This is a genomic window from Sphingomonas sp. Leaf28, from assembly GCF_001421685.1.
Classification (GTDB): Bacteria; Pseudomonadota; Alphaproteobacteria; order Sphingomonadales; family Sphingomonadaceae; genus Sphingomonas; species Sphingomonas aurantiaca.
This window is the reverse complement of sequence record NZ_LMKX01000001.1, coordinates 696891-712825: the sequence shown is the minus strand read 5'-3', so window position 1 is coordinate 712825 and position 15935 is coordinate 696891. Positions and strand designations below refer to the sequence as shown.

Genomic DNA, 15935 nt, shown 5'->3' with positions numbered 1-15935 from the left:
ACTCAACGCGCCGTCAAGACCGGGACCCGCTCAGGTCCGGCTAAGCGACGACGCGGGTGGCTCCTGCCACGCTTTGCGCTGCTTTAGATACCCCTGAAATGGCGCAACTTGCGAGTTGCAGTGCCAAAATCGACTCGGCACCCTGGTTTCGGTTGAGCCCGGTCGGCATCAGGCCGTCATAGCAGCCGCCATCCGCGACGCTCGCCAGCGGTAAATCGAGGTCGTTGACGCCGAGGAACCAGCCATAGGCACGCAACGCCTCGTCCCGCCAGCGAACGTCGCCGGTCGCGTCATAGGCGGCCGCGCACGCGTCGACGGTCGCCTGCGCCTCAAGCGGCTGCTGGTCGAACTGCAACGGCTCGGCATAGGGCCGGTTGAAGCTCTCCGACCCGACCGCGCGGAAGCGGCCCTCGGGCGAGGTCTGCTTGGCGACGATCCAGTCGAGCGTGGCGAGGCCGCACTCGATCAAATCCTGACGCTTGAGCGCCTGGCCCGCACGGATCAGCGCCTGCGGGAGACGGGTATTGTCATAGGCGAGCACGATCTCGAACCACTGCCATTCGGGGCGGCGTGCCTTGGCGAGCAGATCGAGATGGACCTTGGGGAACGCCTCGAGGATCGACAGCGACAGCTGGTGGCCGGGCTTGGCCTCGAGCATCGCCGCCGCGCCGAGCATCGCGAACGCCTGCGCGCGAAGGCTGCCGAGTTCGAGCGCCATCGACGCGGTCGAATCGAACATCGCGGTCGCCCAGTCGCGGTGCTTGGCGGCCTGCGCATCGCGCGCGGTGACGCCGAGCGACCAGAGCGTACGACCGTTCGAGTCCTCCGACCCCGCATCCTCGCACCAGGTGCGGTCGAAGTTCATGAAGTTGCGGAAACGGCGCGTGTCCGGGTTCCAGGCATATTGCACGAACGACGCGTAGATCGTCATCCATTTGTCGCGCGCCACGTCGTCGAGACCGGGTATCGCGCTCATCAGCATCAGCGCGCGGCAATTGTCGTCGATGCAGTAGCCGTGGCGGCGATCGGGGACCGAGTAGATCGAATGCTGGAGCATGCCAGTCGAATCGCTCATTCGCTCGACCGCGGCAAAGTCGGGCGTCAGCATCTTAAGCGGTGCCGGCACCTTGGCGAGGCGAAACGGGCGCGCCGCGACGATCGCACGAATCTCCGCCATCATCGCCTCGGCGAGCTTGGGCCAGATCATCGTGCGGCCGCGCGCATACGCACGCTCGGCCAGCCGGTTGCGATCGCGGTCGTTCGACATCAGCACGTCGATCTCGCGTGCGAACGCATCGACATCGCCGAACGGTACGAGAACGCCGTGGCCGTCCGCGAGAATCTCGGTCGCGTGCACGTAGGGCGTCGAAATGACGGGCTTGCCGACGCCGATCGCGTAGCTGAGCGTGCCCGACGTGATCTGCGCGGGGTTTGTGTACGGCGTCACATAGACGTCGGCCGCCTGAAGATAGTCGAGCAGTTCGCCATGTTCGAGGAACGCGTCGACGAACGTGACATTGTCGGCAACGCCCTTGTCGGCGGCGAGCGCCTTCAGCTTGTCGCGATACTTCTCGCCCTCATGCGCGACGAGGTTCGGATGCGTGGCGCCGAGCACGACGTACAGCAGGTCCGGGTGCTTCGCGATCACCGCGGGCAGTGCGTTGATGACCGTCTCGATCCCCTTGTTGGGGGCGAGCAGGCCGAACGTCAGCATGACCTTGCGGCCATCCCAGCCGAACTTGTCCTTGAGCGTCGCGGGATCGAGCAGGTCGCGATCGGGCACGCCGTGCGGGATCATGACGACCTGGCGCGGGTTGGCGCCGTAGACGCGCTGCAGGATGTCGCGGCCACGCTCGGCCATGACCACCACGCGCGCGGCGCGGCGGAGCAGGCCTTCGAGTACGCGACGCTGGTCGGCGTTGGGCTTTTCGAGGATCGTGTGCAGCGTGACGATCACGGGCAGCGTCGTGCGATCGAGGAGCGCGAGGATATGCTCGCCGGCGGGGCCGCCGAAGATACCATATTCGTGCTGGAGCCAGATCGCCTGCGCGCCGCTCGCCTCGATCTTCCGCGCCGTGTCGATATAGGCCGACAGCTCTGGCTCGGGGATCGTGCCGGTCACTTCGGCGGGGTAGTCATATTTGCCGGGGTGATCGTCCATCGCGTAGACGTCGACGGCGATCTCGGGATAGCGCGCACGCATGGCCGTGAAAACGTCGGTCGTGAAGGTGGCGAGCCCGCACTGTCTCGGCAGAAAATTGCCGATCAGCGCCAGTCGCGCGATATTCCCACCGTCCGCCGGTTTCACCATACCCTGTCCCTCGTTTGAGCGCGCACTTCTGGGAAAACCCGGTCGCGCGTTCAATTAAACGGTTCAGCTAGCATAAAGTTTCATCACATACTGCAGTGCAGCATAGTAAACTTGCCAACATGGATTAGTATGGATCGACCATAGGTCAGCCGCGTCCGCGATAGGAGGCGACACCCTGGTCGGGCAGCCAAAGATCTTGCGGCGGTGCGCTCGACTGCCAGAACACGTCGATCGGGATCCCGCCGCGCGGATACCAATAGCCGCCGATCCGCAGCCACACGGGCTTCATCTCGTCGAACAGCCGCTCGCCGATGCCGACGGTGCAATCCTCGTGGAAACCGGCATGGTTGCGGAAGCTGCTGAGAAACAGTTTCAGCGACTTCGACTCAACGATCGTCTCGCCCGGGACATAGTCGATCACGAGGTGCGCGAAGTCAGGTTGGCCGGTGACGGGGCACAGTGACGTGAACTCGGGCGCCGCAAACCGCACGAGATAGGTCCTTCCGGGCCGCGGGTTCGGAACATAATCGAGCACGGCCTCTTCTGGAGAGGCGGGAAGGGCGCTGTTCTGGCCAAGATGCAATGGGTTCTGGGGAGCGGTCATACGCCGCCATGTAGGATGCGATGACGCGCAAGAAAACCACACTCGTACCGATCCTCGGCGACCAGCTCACGATCGACCTCGCTGCGCTGCGCGGGCAGGATCCCGCGACGACGATCGTGCTGATGATGGAGGTCGACGACGAGACGACCTATGTCCGGCATCACAAGCGCAAGATCGCCTATATCCTGTCGGCGATGCGGCATCATGCCGAGGCGTTGCGTGCGGCGGGCTGGACGGTGGAGTACACCAGGCTCGACGACCCGGACAATGCGGGCAGCTTCACCGGCGAGATCGCGCGCGCGGTCGCGCGGCACGACCCCGAGCGGATCGTCGTCACCGAAGGCGGCGAATGGCGCGTGATGGCGATGCTCGAAAGCTGGGAGACGCTGTTCGGCATCCCGGTCGCGATCCGCAGCGACGACCGCTTCATCGCCAGCCATGCCGATTTCGAGACCTGGGCGGCGGAGCGCAAGTCGCTGACGATGGAATGGTTCTACCGGCAGATGCGGACGCGCACCGGGCTGTTGATGACCGACGGCAAGCCCGAGGGCGATCGCTGGAACTTCGACAAGGAGAACCGCAAGCCCGCCAAGAACGACCTGCTGATGCCGCGCCCGCTGGTGTTCAAGCCGGATGCGATCACGGCCGAGGTGCTCGTGCTGGTGGCGGAGCGGTTCGCCGAGCATCCGGGGAGTCTCGACGGGTTCGACTATGCGGTGACCGCCGCCGATGCCGAGCGGCAGGCGGCGAATTTCTTCAGACACGCGCTGCCGCAGTTCGGCGATTACGAGGATGCGATGCTCACCGGCGAGCGGCATCTGTGGCACTCGATCCTGTCGCCCTACATCAATTCGGGGCTGCTCGATCCGCTCGATTTGTGCAGGCGGGCGGAGGCGGAATATCGCGCCGGGCGCGCGCCGCTCAACGCGGTCGAGGGCTATATCCGCCAGATCATCGGCTGGCGCGAATATATGCGCGGGATCTATTGGCGCGAGGGGCCCGATTACGTCGCGCGCAACTTCCTCGACCACCACCGCGAACTCCCCGGCTGGTATTGGACGGGTGAGACCGACATGCATTGCCTGCGCGAGGCGATCGGCCAGACGCTCGAGACCGCGCATGCGCACCACATCCAGCGGCTGATGGTCACGGGCAATTTCGCGCTGCTGATCGGCGCCGATCCTGCCAAGGTCCACCAATGGTATCTCGAGGTCTATGTCGACGCGTATGAATGGGTCGAGCTGCCCAATACGCTGGGGATGAGCCAGTTCGGCGATGGCGGGCTGCTGGGTTCGAAGCCGTATATCTCGTCGGGTGCGTATATCGACCGGATGTCCGATTATTGCGGGACATGCCGGTACAAGGTGAAGCAGCGGATCGGGCCCGATGCGTGCCCGTTCAACGCGCTCTACTGGGATTTCCTCGCGCGGCACGAGGACAAGCTCGGGCGCAACAACCGGCTGGCGATGCCGTATCGCAACTGGCACAAACAGACCGAGGCGGACCGCGACGCGACGCGTGCGCAGGCCGCGCAGTTTCTCGCCTCCCTCGACGCGGGCGGCCCCGCTGGCTACTGACAGGGCAGCAAAAGGAGCCGGATATGGACGCGTTGGTGACCACCGAATGGCTGGCGAGCGAACTGGGCGCGAATGATCTCAGGATCGTCGACGCGACCTATGCCGAGGGACGCGACGCGGCCGCGGAGTATGAGGCGGCGCACATTCCCGGCGCGGTGTTCATGAACCTTGCCGAGCTGCGCGATACCGACAGCGACCTGCCGAACATGCTGCCGTCCGCGGAGAAGTTCGCGAGCCGGATGCAGACGCTGGGCCTGGGCGACGGCAGCCGGATCATACTGTACGACAGCTCGCCCTGGCACACCGCGGCGCGCGCGTGGTGGATGCTGCGGCTGTTCGGCGCGCACAACGTGGCGATCCTCGACGGCGGGCTGGCCAAATGGCAGGCCGAGGGGCGCGAGACGGCGTCGGGCAAGGAGACGCTGCGGCATCGCCACTTCACGACCTGGGCGGACCTCAAGGGCGTGCGCGACCTCGATCAGATGAAGGCGAACGTTGACAGCGGCGCGGAGCAGGTGCTCGACGCACGCTCTGCGGCGCGCTTCACGGGGGCGGAGGAAGACCCGCGAGCGGGCACGGCGCCGGGGCATATTCCGGGCTCGAAGAATCTGCCGCAGGGCGCGGTGTTCAACGCGGACGGGACGTGGAAGACCGGCGACGCCTTGAAGGCCGAGTTCGACAAGGCGGGCGTCGACTTGTCGAAGCCGATCGTGATGACCTGCGGCTCGGGCATCACCGCGGCGGTGCTCGCCTTCGGCGCGCATCTGCTCGGCAACGAGGCGGCGCTATACGACGGCAGCTGGTCCGAATGGGGCGGCGATCCCACGACTCCCAAGGCGACAGGAACGGCATGAGCGATACGAACAAGCCGGTCGGCGATGCGACCAAAGTCGTTCTCGCCGGTCGTCGCCCTGAATGGACGCAGGGCATCGTCAGCCCGCCGGTCTGGCGTGCGTCGACGATCCTCTACGATTCGGTCGGCCATCTTCGCGAGAGCGCGACGCGCGATACGCATCACCGGCTGTTCTACGGCCGCAAGGGCACGCCGACGCAGTGGAGCCTTGCCGATGCGCTGACCTCGCTCGAGCCCGGTGCGGAGGGGACGTTCCTCTATTGCTCGGGCGTCGCGGCGATCGCGGCGGCGTTGCTGTCGGTGCTGTCGCCCGGCGACGAGCTGCTGCTGGTCGACAGCGCCTATGATCCGACGCGCGGGATGGCGGGCGGGCTGCTCAAGCGGTTCGGGATCACGACGCGCTATTACGACCCGATGATCGGCGCGGGCATTGCCGACCTGATCGGCGAGAACACGCGCGCGATCTTCATGGAGAGCCCCGGCTCGCTCAGCTTCGAGGTGCAGGACGTCCCCGCGATCGTCGCCGCCGCGAAGGCGCGGGGGGTGACGACGTTGCTCGACAACACCTGGGCCACCCCGCTGTTCTTCCCCGCGATCGAACGCGGCGTCGACCTGACGATCCTCGCCGGCACGAAATACGTCGTCGGCCATTCGGACGTGATGCTCGGATCGGTCACTGCCGGCCCCGGCCACTTCAAGAAACTGCGCGAGACGAGTTTCCAGCTCGGCCAGGTCGCGAGCCCCGACGATTGCTGGCTCGGCAGTCGCGGTCTGCGCACGATGGCGGTCCGCCTCGCGCAGCACCAGTCGAGCGCGCTGACCATCGCCAAGTGGCTGCAGTCGCGCCCCGAAGTCGCGCAAGTGCTCCATCCGGCGCTTCCCGATTGCCCCGGCCACGACCTGTTCGTCCGCGACTTCAAGGGATCGAGCGGGCTGTTCTCGTTCGTGCTGAACGGTGGTGATGACGCGGCGCGCGCCGCGCTGATCGACACGCTCGAGCTGTTCGGGATCGGCTATAGCTGGGGCGGGTTCGAGAGCCTCGCCATCCCCGCCGATCCGCACCGATACCGCAGCGTGACCAGGCGCGACGCGGCAGGGCCGATGGTCCGCCTCCAGATCGGCCTCGAAGACCCCGCCGACCTGATCGCGGACCTCGAAGCCGGGCTCGCTGCGTTCGCGGCCTTGCGCGGCTAGGCGCGGCAGTTAGCTGCGGTTCAGGACGCGTCGCGTAGGGACCCGAAGTCCGGGATATTCGGGAGGTTCGTGTGCTCTATACGCCGTTCATCGTTCTGGCCCTCGCGGCAAGCGGGGCCGTCGCGCGTACCCCGCAACAGGACTATCCGAGTTGCGACACCGCGCGGCAGCATAGCGTGACGGGCAGCCTTGGCGGGTCGATCCGCGACCCGCGACAGGCGCATGTCTCGGTGCGCGCCAACATCTTGCAGGCCGATATCGGCACGGCGCGCAAGGCAGGGCGGCTGACGGCGTCCGAGGCCGCCCGGTCGTGGCGGCAGGTCGACGGGGTCCGCAAGGCGGCGGACGGGCTCGTTCGCAAGCAGGGGTTTCTGAGCGCGGCCGAACGCGCGAGCTACGACCGCGCGCTGGACGCGATCGCGCGGCCCCTCTGCCGCTAGGCGGGCGCGGTGTGGCTCTGGCGCAACATGTGTGGCGTCAACCCCCGGTCATACGCAAGATTCGCTTGTATGGCCGGGTCCGCACTGTCACACATCAGTCATCGCAGGAAAGACCGCACTCGGAGGGCACGCCCTTGATAGATGCGGCGTCCGCGGTTGCAGGCGGGGACATCGCATTTCCAGTATCGAAAGGGAAACGATGCGCTTCACCACTATTCTTCTCGGCGGCGTCGCACTGGCCGCTGCTACCCCCGCGTTCGCGCAGGACGAGGCGACCGCGCCACCCAAGGAGGTCACGGTCTCCGGCTCGGTCGGGCTCGTCAGCGATTATCGCTTTCGCGGCGTGTCGCAGTCGGACGAGAATCTTGCCGTCCAGGGTGGCATCACGATCGCGCACAAGAGCGGGCTGTATATCGGCACCTGGGGATCGAACCTCGCGGGCTGGGGCACGTTCGGCGGCGCGAACATGGAGCTCGATCTGATCGCGGGCTACAAGCTGCCGGTCGGCGGCGGCGGGACGCTCGACGTCGGTGCGACCTGGTACATGTACCCGGGCGGCTTCGACAACACCGACTTCATCGAACCCTATGCCAAGCTGTCGGGCACGGCCGGGCCGGTCGCGCTGACCGCGGGTGTCGCCTATGCCCCCAAGCAGCAGGCGCTGGGTCCGTGGTACGCCAATGGCACGTCGGCGGCGAATGGCGTCTATGACCGGGTCAATGCCAAGGACAGCAACCTGTACCTGTGGGGCGACGTCAGCAGCGGCATCCCCAACACCGGGCTGACCGTGAAGGGGCATGTCGGCTATTCGAACGGCAACAAGGGGCTCGGACCGTTCGCGACCAGCGTATCGCCGACCGGCGAGTATTTCGACTGGTTGCTCGGCGCCGACTATGTGATCCCGTCGACTCCGCTGACGCTGGGTGTCGCGTATGTCGATACCGATATCGGCAAGGGTGAGTCGGCGTATCTCCAGCCTAGCTTCAGCCGTGGGCAGGACGGCAATGGCTCGATTGCCAACGGCAAGGTGCTCGTCTCGCTCACCGCGGCGTTCTGAACCGTCTCGGCAGACGGCGCGCCTGACCCATGTGTCCCCGCGAAGGCGGGGACCCAGACTGGGCTCCCGCCTTCGCAGGAGAACAGGGGCGCGAGATGAAACTTGCCGACTTCGTCGCGGGAGAACAAGGCGCGCGCCGAGACTTCCCAACTCCGTCACCCCAGCGAACGCTGGGGTATCTCTCGAGGCAGATGACGCCTGCCACACGGGGAGATCCCAGCTTTCGCTGGGATGACGGGTGGGGCGGGGGCATCCCCGACGACGGGTGACGGGGTGGGGCTTCTCGGACGACGGGCCAAGTCTTACGGGCACAAAAAAAGGGCGGCTCCCGCGCGGGGGCCGCCCTTTTTCGTTCGTCCCGATCAGTTCGCGGTCGTGCGCGCGTCCTGGCCGTCGCCCTCTGGCGCGGCGACGATGTCGCGCGTGGTCGAGCCCTTGTCGACTACCGTCGTGCCCGGATCGCCCGCGCTGGAGCGGATGCCGGGATCGTCGCTGTCCGCGCCGGCATCGGCGACGACGCCCGATTCCGCCGGGCTGCGGGCAGCGGCGCCACCGAACAGCGCGTCGAGCGTCTGTGCGTTGGCGGCGGTATCCTGCGGGCGGGCGGCACCCGGCTGCGGCGGCACGAGCGCGAAGTCGGGCGGGATCACGAGCGGCGCCTGGCGCGCGACGGCGAACTCGTCCGGGCGCGCACGATCGAGGCTTCGGCCTGCGCCACAACCGGACAGAAGGGCGACGCTCGCCAGACCGGCAGCCAGGGGTACGAACTTACGCATGGGAATTCTCCACAGGGGGCTTTTCGCGCACGAGAAGCGCCCGGACAAGCAGGACGAGCACGCCGACAGTAATCGCTGCATCGGCGACATTGAAGACCAAAAACGGACGCCACTCGCCGATATGCAAGTCAGCGAAATCGACGACGTACCCGAGGCGGATCCGGTCGAGGATATTGCCGATCGCGCCACCGAGCACGAAGCCAAGCGCGACCTGATCTGCGGGGTTCTTCTCGCGCGTCATCCACACCGCGACGCCGACCGCGATCGCGCCGGTCAGCAGCACCAGCGCCCAGCGAGTCAGGTGGCCGTCGGCGGGGAGCAGTCCGAGGGAGATGCCGATATTGGGCACGAACCGCAGGTCGAAGAACGAGGTGATCGTCCGCGCATCGCCAAGCGAATCGATCCCGAGCGGCTTCGTCACCGCCCATTTGCTCAGCTGATCGGCGAGGAAGAGGGCGATCGCCGCGCCGAACCCGGCCTTGGGCAGGTTACGCATGCGCCACGACCCCTTCGCACCGATCGCACAGTTCGCCGTCGACGCTCACCTCGGGGAGGTGACGCCAGCAGCGGCCGCATTTGTGGAAGTCGGTGCGCGTCACGGTGACCGCGTCGCCCTGCGTGACCTTGGCGACGATGAACGCCTCGGCCAGCGCGTCGGCGTCGAGCAGCATCGAAGGCACGGTGACTTCGGCCTCGAGGCTGGAGCGGACCGTCTTCTCGCGGCGCAGGGGCTCGATCGCCTCGGTGACGGCGACGCGCAGCTCGCGGATCTCGCGCCACTTGCTGCCGACCACGTCGTCCGCGTCGAGCGACGGGAGCGACGGCCATTCGAGATAGTGGACCGAGCTGTCGTCGCTCGGGAAGCGCGCCTGCCAGACCTCTTCTGCCGTGAAGCACAGCACCGGCGCAGCATAGCGGACCAACGCGTGGAACAGCACGTCGAGGACGGTGCGGTACGCGCGGCGCTTCACGTCGCCGGGCGCGTCGCAATAGAGCGAATCCTTGCGGATATCGAAGAAGAACGCGGACAGGTCCTCGTTCGCGAATTCGGTCAGCAGGCGCGTGTAGCGGTTGAACTCATACGCTTCGGCGGCCTGGCGCAGTTCGGTGTCGATCATGCCGAGGCGGTGGAGCACGTAGCGCTCGAGCTCGGGCATGTCGGAGACCGCGACGCGCTCCGAATCGTCGAAGCCTTCGAGTGCGCCGAGCATGTAGCGGAACGTGTTGCGCAGTTTCCGGTACGCGTCGGAGGCGGTGCCGAGCACCTCCTTGCCGATCTTCACGTCGTCGAAATAGTCGGTCGAGGCGACCCACATGCGCAGGATGTCCGCGCCGCTCTCGACGATGATCTTCAAGGGATCGACGACGTTGCCGAGGCTCTTCGACATCTTCCTGCCCTGGCCGTCGAGCGCGAAGCCGTGCGTGAGGACCGCGTCGTACGGCGCGCGACCGCGCGTGCCGCAGCTTTCGAGCAAGCTCGACTGGAACCAGCCGCGATGCTGGTCCGAGCCCTCAAGGTAGAGATTGGCTCGCGTTCCTTCGCCGTAGCGCGCCTCGACGGTGAAGACGTGCGTGCAGCCCGAATCGAACCAGACGTCGAGGATGTCCTTCACGACCTCATAGTCGGCGAGGTCGTAGTCGGGGCCGAGCAGCGCCTGATGGCCGTCGGCGTACCACGCATCCGCGCCGTTTGCGCGGAAGGCTTCGACGATGCGCGCGTTGACCGCGGGGTCGTTGAGATACTGGCCGGTGGCGCGGTTGACGAACAGCGCGATGGGCACGCCCCAGGCGCGCTGGCGCGAGATGACCCAGTCGGGGCGGCCCTGCACCATCGACGTGATCCGGTTTTCCGCGCGCGCGGGGATCCAGGTGGTCGCGGCGATCGCGTCGAGCGCGATCTCGCGCAGCGTTGCGCCGTTGCCGTCCGGCTCCCTCTCCCCGTCGGGGAGAGGGCTGGGGTGAGGGGCTGTTCCGGGCGCAGCACTGCTTGGCTGCCCCTCACCCCGACCCTCTCCCCGGATGGGAGAGGGAGGCGTGGCCGCATCCATCGGGATGAACCATTGCGGGGTCGCGCGGAAGATCACCTTGGCCTTGGAGCGCCACGAATGCGGGTAGCTGTGCTTGAAGTCGTCGCTCGCCGCGAGCAGCGCGCCGGTCGCGCGCAGGTCGGTGCAGATCGGGCCGTCAGCGGCAACGAACTTCTTGTTGATGACCGACCCTTGCCCGCCGAGCCAGGCCCAATCCGCGCGGTACATCCCCGCGCCGTCGACCGCGAAGACCGGGTCGATGCCGTATTGCTTGCAGAGCTCGAAATCGTCCTCGCCGTGGTCCGGCGACATATGAACGAGCCCGGTGCCTGCGTCGGTCGTGACGAAGTCGCCGGGGAGGAACGGGCGGGGCTTTGCGAAGAAGCCGCCGAGCGCGTGCATCGGGTGGCGTGCGGTCGCGCCTTCGAGTTGCGAACCTTTGAACTGCGCGAGCGGTACAAGCTCGTCTGCCCACCGTGCGCCGGCGGATCCGATCAGCTCCAAAGCGATCAAATACTGGCGGCCATCATCGTTGCGCTTCCGACAGAGCCGATACTCGATCTCAGGCCCATAGCTCAGTGCCTGGTTCACCGGGATCGTCCACGGCGTCGTCGTCCAGATCACCGCATGCGCGCCGACCAGTTCGGGCGCGTTCGGCGCGTCGACGATCTCGAACGCGACGTCGATCTGCGTCGAGACGATATCCTCATACTCGACCTCCGCCTCGGCGAGCGCGGTCTTCTCGACCGGCGACCACATCACGGGCTTCGCACCGCGGTACAGCTGGCCGCTCTCGGCGAACTTCAGCAGTTCGCCGACGATCGTCGCTTCCGCCTCGTACTTCATCGTGAGGTACGGATCGGCCCAGTCGCCCATCACGCCGAGCCGCTCGAACTCGCCCTTCTGCACGGCGACCCATTTTTCGGCATAGGCACGGCATTCGGCGCGGAACTGGTCGACGGGGACGTCGTCCTTGTTGAGCTTCTTGGCGCGATACGCTTCCTCGACCTTCCACTCGATCGGCAGGCCGTGGCAGTCCCAGCCGGGGACATAGGGCGCGTCCTTGCCCATCAAGGATTGCGAGCGGACGATGATGTCCTTGAGCACCTTGTTCATGGCGTGACCCATGTGGATGTCGCCGTTCGCGTAAGGGGGGCCATCGTGCAGGATGAACCGCTCGCGCCCGAGCCGCTGTTCGCGCAGCCGGTCGTAAATGCCGAGTTTCGCCCAGCGCTCGAGGATCGCCGGCTCCTTGGCGGCGAGGCCCGCCTTCATCGGGAAGTCGGTCTTCGGCAGGAAGACGGTGTCGCGGTAATCGCGGGCGGGCGCAGGAGTATCGGTCATAAGTGGGCCGGGCTGTAGCGGGTCGCGGCTCACGTTGCCATCCCCTCTCCCTCGGGGACACAAGCACTACCTTCGTCACCCCAGCGAACGCTGGGGTCTCGTGCGGCAGGGGGCCGATTCATGACCGAGATACCCCAGCTTTCGCTGGGGTGACGGACGCTGGCGGGTCTATCGCGCCAGGATCGCGCGCGCCCGCGCGCAGTCGGCGTCCATCTGCGCGATCAGCGGGTCGAGGCCATCGAACTTCGCTTCGGGGCGGAGATAGTCGATCAGCGAGACTTCGATGCGGCGGCCGTACAGGTCCTCGGCGAAATCGAAGAAATGCGGCTCGAGCAGTTCCTTCGGCGGATCGAAGCTGGGGCGGATGCCGAGGTTCGCCGCGCCCTTCAGCACGCGACCGTCCTCCAGCCGCCCGGTCACCGCGTAGATCCCGTAGGCGGGGCGCAGATAGTTGCCCATGTCGAGATTGGCGGTCGGATAGCCGATCGTCCGGCCGAGCTTGTCGCCATGTTGCACCACGCCCTCGATCGCGAACGGACGCGTGAGCAGCCGAGTCGCGGTCGCCATGTCGCCAGCGCGCAGCGCCTCGCGGATGCGGGTCGAGGACACCGTCTCGCCATCCAGCGCGACCGCGCCGACGGTTTCCGCGCGGAAGCCGTGGACCGGGCCGCGCGCGGCGAGCGTGTGGACCGTGCCGCTCTTGGCATGGCCGAAGGTGAAGTCCTCGCCCGTCACCACGCCGCCGATCCGCAGAGCGCGCTCGAGCCGGTCGGCGACGAACTGCTCGGCGGTCAGTGCGGCGAGATCGCCGTCGAAATGGAACACCACCATCGCATCGGCGCCCGCCGCGGCGAACAGCCGCTCGCGCTGGTCGAGCGTGGTGAGGCGGAAGGGGGGCGTGTCTGGGCGGAAATGGCGCACCGGATGCGGATCGAACGTCGCCACCAGCGCGGGGCGACCCTCCGCCTTGGCCCACGCGATCGCGCGCGCGACCACCGCCTGGTGACCGAGATGGAATCCGTCGAAATTACCCAGCGCCACGATCCCGTCCGCCAGATGCGAAGGGATGGGTGCGCCACCGTCGAGCCGTTGCATGCACGGGTCAGTACCCAGACGCCGCGGATGACGATAGTCCTTCCGTGCGGTTGTCTCCCGCGCCGCCTTTGCGGGAGAACAGTCTTCAGCGGCGGGTGAGGGTGACGAAACTGAAGGCGGGGCGCTGCTTTTCACCCGGGTGGTCTTCGCGGGCGATCTCGTGCCAGCCGTCGAACGCGGGGACGATGGCGTCACCTTCGGGTTCATCATGGACTTCGGTGAGTTCGATCCGGTCTGCATGGGAGAGCAGCTGCGCATAGATCTGCGCGCCGCCAATCACCGCGACGTCGTCGCCAGCCATCGCGAGCGCCTCGTCGATCGAGTGCGCCACTTCCGCGCCGTCGGCGTGCCAGTGGCCGCGCGTGAGGACGATGTGGCGGCGACCGGGGAGGGGGCTCGGGAAGCTCTCGAATGTCTTGCGCCCCATCACCATCGGCTTGCCCATCGTCAGCGCCTTGAAGCGCTTGAGGTCTGCGGGGAGGCGCCAGGGAAGCTGGCCGTCGCGGCCGATGACGCCGTTGCTGGCGCGGGCGAGGTAGAAGGTGATCATGCGGGTATCATGCCGGATAGGGGGGCGGGGGGCTACTCCCCCGTATGGGGCGGCACCCCGACCTCTCACTCCTCCCCGGCGGAGGCCGGGGCCCAATTGGAAAGGTTGGGGTAACGGAGCGCGGCGCGCATCAGCACCGTTTCCCAATTGGGCCCCGGCCTTCGCCGGGGTGGTGGTAAGGGGATCAGCTCGGCGCGTGTTCCTTGACGTACGCCTCGGGATCCTTCTCGACGACCTTCACGCCGTTCAGGTGGTTCGCCTCGAACGCCGCGAACCGGACGCCCAGTTCGTGCCGCTCTTCCAGCGTCGCATGCTTTCGGAAGTCGGTCAGGCCCTGGCGCTCTTCCTCGGCGAGGTGATCGCTGTTCGCCTTGTTGCATTCACCGACCGCCTCGAACCACGCGTCCGAGCCGACCGGGTGCTTGTCGACCGCTTCGCCGGTTTCGCGGATGTCGTTGTGATCCTCGATCGCATCCTCGGTCTCCTCGGCGGCCGAGTCGGCGTCGTTGCCGCCGGTGCCGATCTTCATGAGCCGCGGGTAGAAGAAGCGTTCCTCGGCCTCGGCATGCGCGTCGAGCAGGTTCTTGAGGCGGGTCCACAGCGCCGACAGCGCCTCGGTGTCCTTGGCGTCGATCGAATCGATCTGCGCGAACAGCGCCCGCTGCTGTGCGTGTTCGTCGAGGATGAGCTGGGTGATGTCCATGATAGGCCTTCCGAATGGGTTCGGACGGTCAACCGGGCGTGACGCTGCGAGTTCCTATTGCGATTCGCTCTCTGTGTTCAGACGGCGACGGGCGCCTTGATATGCGCCTGCGCGACATAGTCGTGGAGCACGAAATCCTCATACTCGTACGCGTCGATCGAGTCCGGCTTGCGCACGATCTCGAGCCGCGGGAGCGGGCCGGGGTCGCGGCCCAGCTGCAGCCGCGCCTGCTCGAGATGGTTCGAATAGAGGTGGCAGTCGCCGCCGGTCCAGATGAACTCGCCGACCTCGAGCCCGCATTGCTGCGCGAGGATGTGCGTGAGCAGCGCATAGCTGGCGATGTTGAACGGCACGCCGAGGAAGATGTCGCCCGAGCGCTGGTAGAGTTGCAGCGACAGCTTGCCGTTCGCGACGTGAGTCTGGAACAGGCAGTGGCACGGCGCGAGCGCCATCGCGTGCAGGTCGCCCGGATTCCACGCGCTGACGATCTGGCGGCGCGAGGCGGGGTTGGTCTTGATCTGGTCGATCAGCTCGGCGATCTGGTCGATATGGCGGCCGTCGGCGGTCGCCCAGTCGCGCCATTGCTTGCCGTAGACCGGGCCGAGATCGCCGTTTTCGTCCGCCCATTCGTCCCAGATCGCGACTTTCCGTTCCTGCAGCCAGCGGACATTGGTGTCGCCGCGCAGGAACCACAAAAGCTCGACGATGATCGAGCGGAGGTGGAGCTTCTTGGTGGTGAGGACGGGGAAGCCCGCCGCGAGATCGAACCGCATCTGCGCGCCGAACACGCTGAGCGTGCCGGTGCCGGTGCGGTCCATCGTCTCGACGCCGGTCGAGAGCACGCGGTCCATGAGGTCTAGATATTGGCGCATCGGGTTCGCCTAGTCGGGTGCGCGGGCGGGCTCAAGTGGATGTAGTTGCGCGTGCAGTCGGAGATGGCGCGCGGCAGTCGTGCGTGTGTCGCCGTCGTCCGTGCCTTCCCCGCATATCGTCGACCTGTCGGCGGCGTTTCTGCTGTTCGCAGGATTGCGCGATGCGGCGAGCGAGACGGTGGCGGTCGCCTATCTTGATCCGAATCGGAGGCTTCTCGGGATGCGGCATGTCGCTGGTGGGCGGGATCATGTCGTGGTGTCGATCCGGCGAATCGCGGCGGACGCACTGGCGTTCGATGCGTGGGGCGTGGTGATGGCGCATAACCATCCGAGCGGCGATGCGACGCCGAGCGACCGCGATCTCGCCTTCACGCGCGCGCTGGCGGCGGCGTTGCGGACGCTGGAGGTGGTGCTGGTGGATCATCTGGTAATCGCGGGGGAGCGCGTTGCGAGCCTGCGCGCGATGGGGGTGGTCTGACGGGTAGGACGCATACGCCGTCATGAGACGTTGGAGCTTGGGCGTTGGAACTGC

Annotated in this window: 15 protein-coding genes; 6 read left to right on the top strand and 9 right to left on the bottom strand. The window is 66.7% G+C overall.

Translation table 11 applies throughout. The features are described 5' to 3' along the window. Positions 1-40 precede the first annotated feature (40 nt). Both ASE79_RS03385 and queF read right to left on the bottom strand, forming a co-directional pair. Positions 41-2311, bottom strand: coding sequence for a glycosyltransferase family 4 protein (locus tag ASE79_RS03385; protein WP_056411725.1), 2271 nt, complete (start codon positions 2309-2311; stop codon positions 41-43). Between the two features lie 145 nt (positions 2312-2456). Then, entirely contained in the window at positions 2457-2915 is a 459-nt protein-coding gene (queF, locus tag ASE79_RS03380) for a preQ(1) synthase (RefSeq protein ID WP_056411723.1), read from the bottom strand. Between the two features lie 20 nt (positions 2916-2935). On the opposite strand from queF, the gene ASE79_RS03375 reads away from it, so the two are divergent. The 5 genes from ASE79_RS03375 (at position 2936) to ASE79_RS03355 (ending at position 8036) form a co-directional block, all read left to right on the top strand. Continuing rightward, positions 2936-4492, top strand: a complete 1557-nt coding sequence (locus tag ASE79_RS03375; protein WP_056411719.1) for a cryptochrome/photolyase family protein — start codon at positions 2936-2938, stop codon at positions 4490-4492. 23 nt (positions 4493-4515) lie between these two features. Then, a complete protein-coding gene (locus ASE79_RS03370; protein WP_056411717.1) occupies positions 4516-5346 on the top strand; it encodes a sulfurtransferase in 831 nt (276 codons plus the stop codon). Further along, entirely contained in the window at positions 5343-6539 is a 1197-nt protein-coding gene (metC, locus tag ASE79_RS03365; protein ID WP_056411716.1) for a cystathionine beta-lyase, read from the top strand. Before ASE79_RS03370 ends, metC begins: the two co-directional genes overlap by 4 nt. Positions 6540-6610: 71 nt before the next feature. Then, a complete protein-coding gene (locus ASE79_RS03360) occupies positions 6611-6979 on the top strand; it encodes a hypothetical protein (RefSeq protein ID WP_056411715.1) in 369 nt (122 codons plus the stop codon). A 199-nt stretch (positions 6980-7178) separates the two neighbouring features. Continuing rightward, complete coding sequence (locus tag ASE79_RS03355; RefSeq protein ID WP_056411714.1) at positions 7179-8036, top strand: TorF family putative porin; 858 nt, start codon at positions 7179-7181, stop codon at positions 8034-8036. Between the two features lie 362 nt (positions 8037-8398). Here the strand turns inward: ASE79_RS03355 and ASE79_RS03350 are convergent, their stop codons facing one another. The 7 genes from ASE79_RS03350 to ASE79_RS03320 all read right to left on the bottom strand — a co-directional run bounded on the left by ASE79_RS03350 (position 8399) and on the right by ASE79_RS03320 (position 15403). Beyond that, positions 8399-8812 (bottom strand): DUF3035 domain-containing protein, encoded by a 414-nt coding sequence (locus ASE79_RS03350; RefSeq protein WP_056411713.1) that lies wholly within the window; start codon positions 8810-8812, stop codon positions 8399-8401. Next, positions 8805-9308: a signal peptidase II gene (gene lspA / locus ASE79_RS03345; RefSeq protein WP_056411710.1), complete on the bottom strand. Its 504-nt coding sequence runs from the start codon at positions 9306-9308 to the stop codon at positions 8805-8807. Before lspA ends, ASE79_RS03350 begins: the two co-directional genes overlap by 8 nt. Next, positions 9301-12183: an isoleucine--tRNA ligase gene (gene ileS, locus ASE79_RS03340; protein ID WP_056411708.1), complete on the bottom strand. Its 2883-nt coding sequence runs from the start codon at positions 12181-12183 to the stop codon at positions 9301-9303. The genes lspA and ileS overlap by 8 nt, the downstream gene beginning before the upstream one ends. A gap of 168 nt (positions 12184-12351) precedes the next feature. Then, positions 12352-13278 (bottom strand): bifunctional riboflavin kinase/FAD synthetase, encoded by a 927-nt coding sequence (locus ASE79_RS03335; RefSeq protein WP_056411706.1) that lies wholly within the window; start codon positions 13276-13278, stop codon positions 12352-12354. 85 nt (positions 13279-13363) lie between these two features. Next, entirely contained in the window at positions 13364-13828 is a 465-nt protein-coding gene (locus ASE79_RS03330; protein ID WP_056411704.1) for a dihydrofolate reductase, read from the bottom strand. 184 nt (positions 13829-14012) lie between these two features. Then, positions 14013-14531 carry a hemerythrin domain-containing protein gene (locus tag ASE79_RS03325; protein ID WP_056411702.1) on the bottom strand — a complete coding sequence of 173 codons (519 nt, stop codon included), beginning with the start codon at positions 14529-14531 and terminating at the stop codon, positions 14013-14015. A gap of 77 nt (positions 14532-14608) precedes the next feature. Next, on the bottom strand, positions 14609-15403 hold the full coding sequence (locus ASE79_RS03320; RefSeq protein ID WP_056411701.1) for a thymidylate synthase: 795 nt from the start codon (positions 15401-15403) through the stop codon (positions 14609-14611). Positions 15404-15503: 100 nt separating this feature from the next. Between ASE79_RS03320 and ASE79_RS03315 the strand changes: the two genes are divergently transcribed. Beyond that, positions 15504-15881, top strand: a complete 378-nt coding sequence (locus tag ASE79_RS03315) for a JAB domain-containing protein (RefSeq protein WP_235516728.1) — start codon at positions 15504-15506, stop codon at positions 15879-15881. Positions 15882-15935 lie beyond the last annotated feature (54 nt).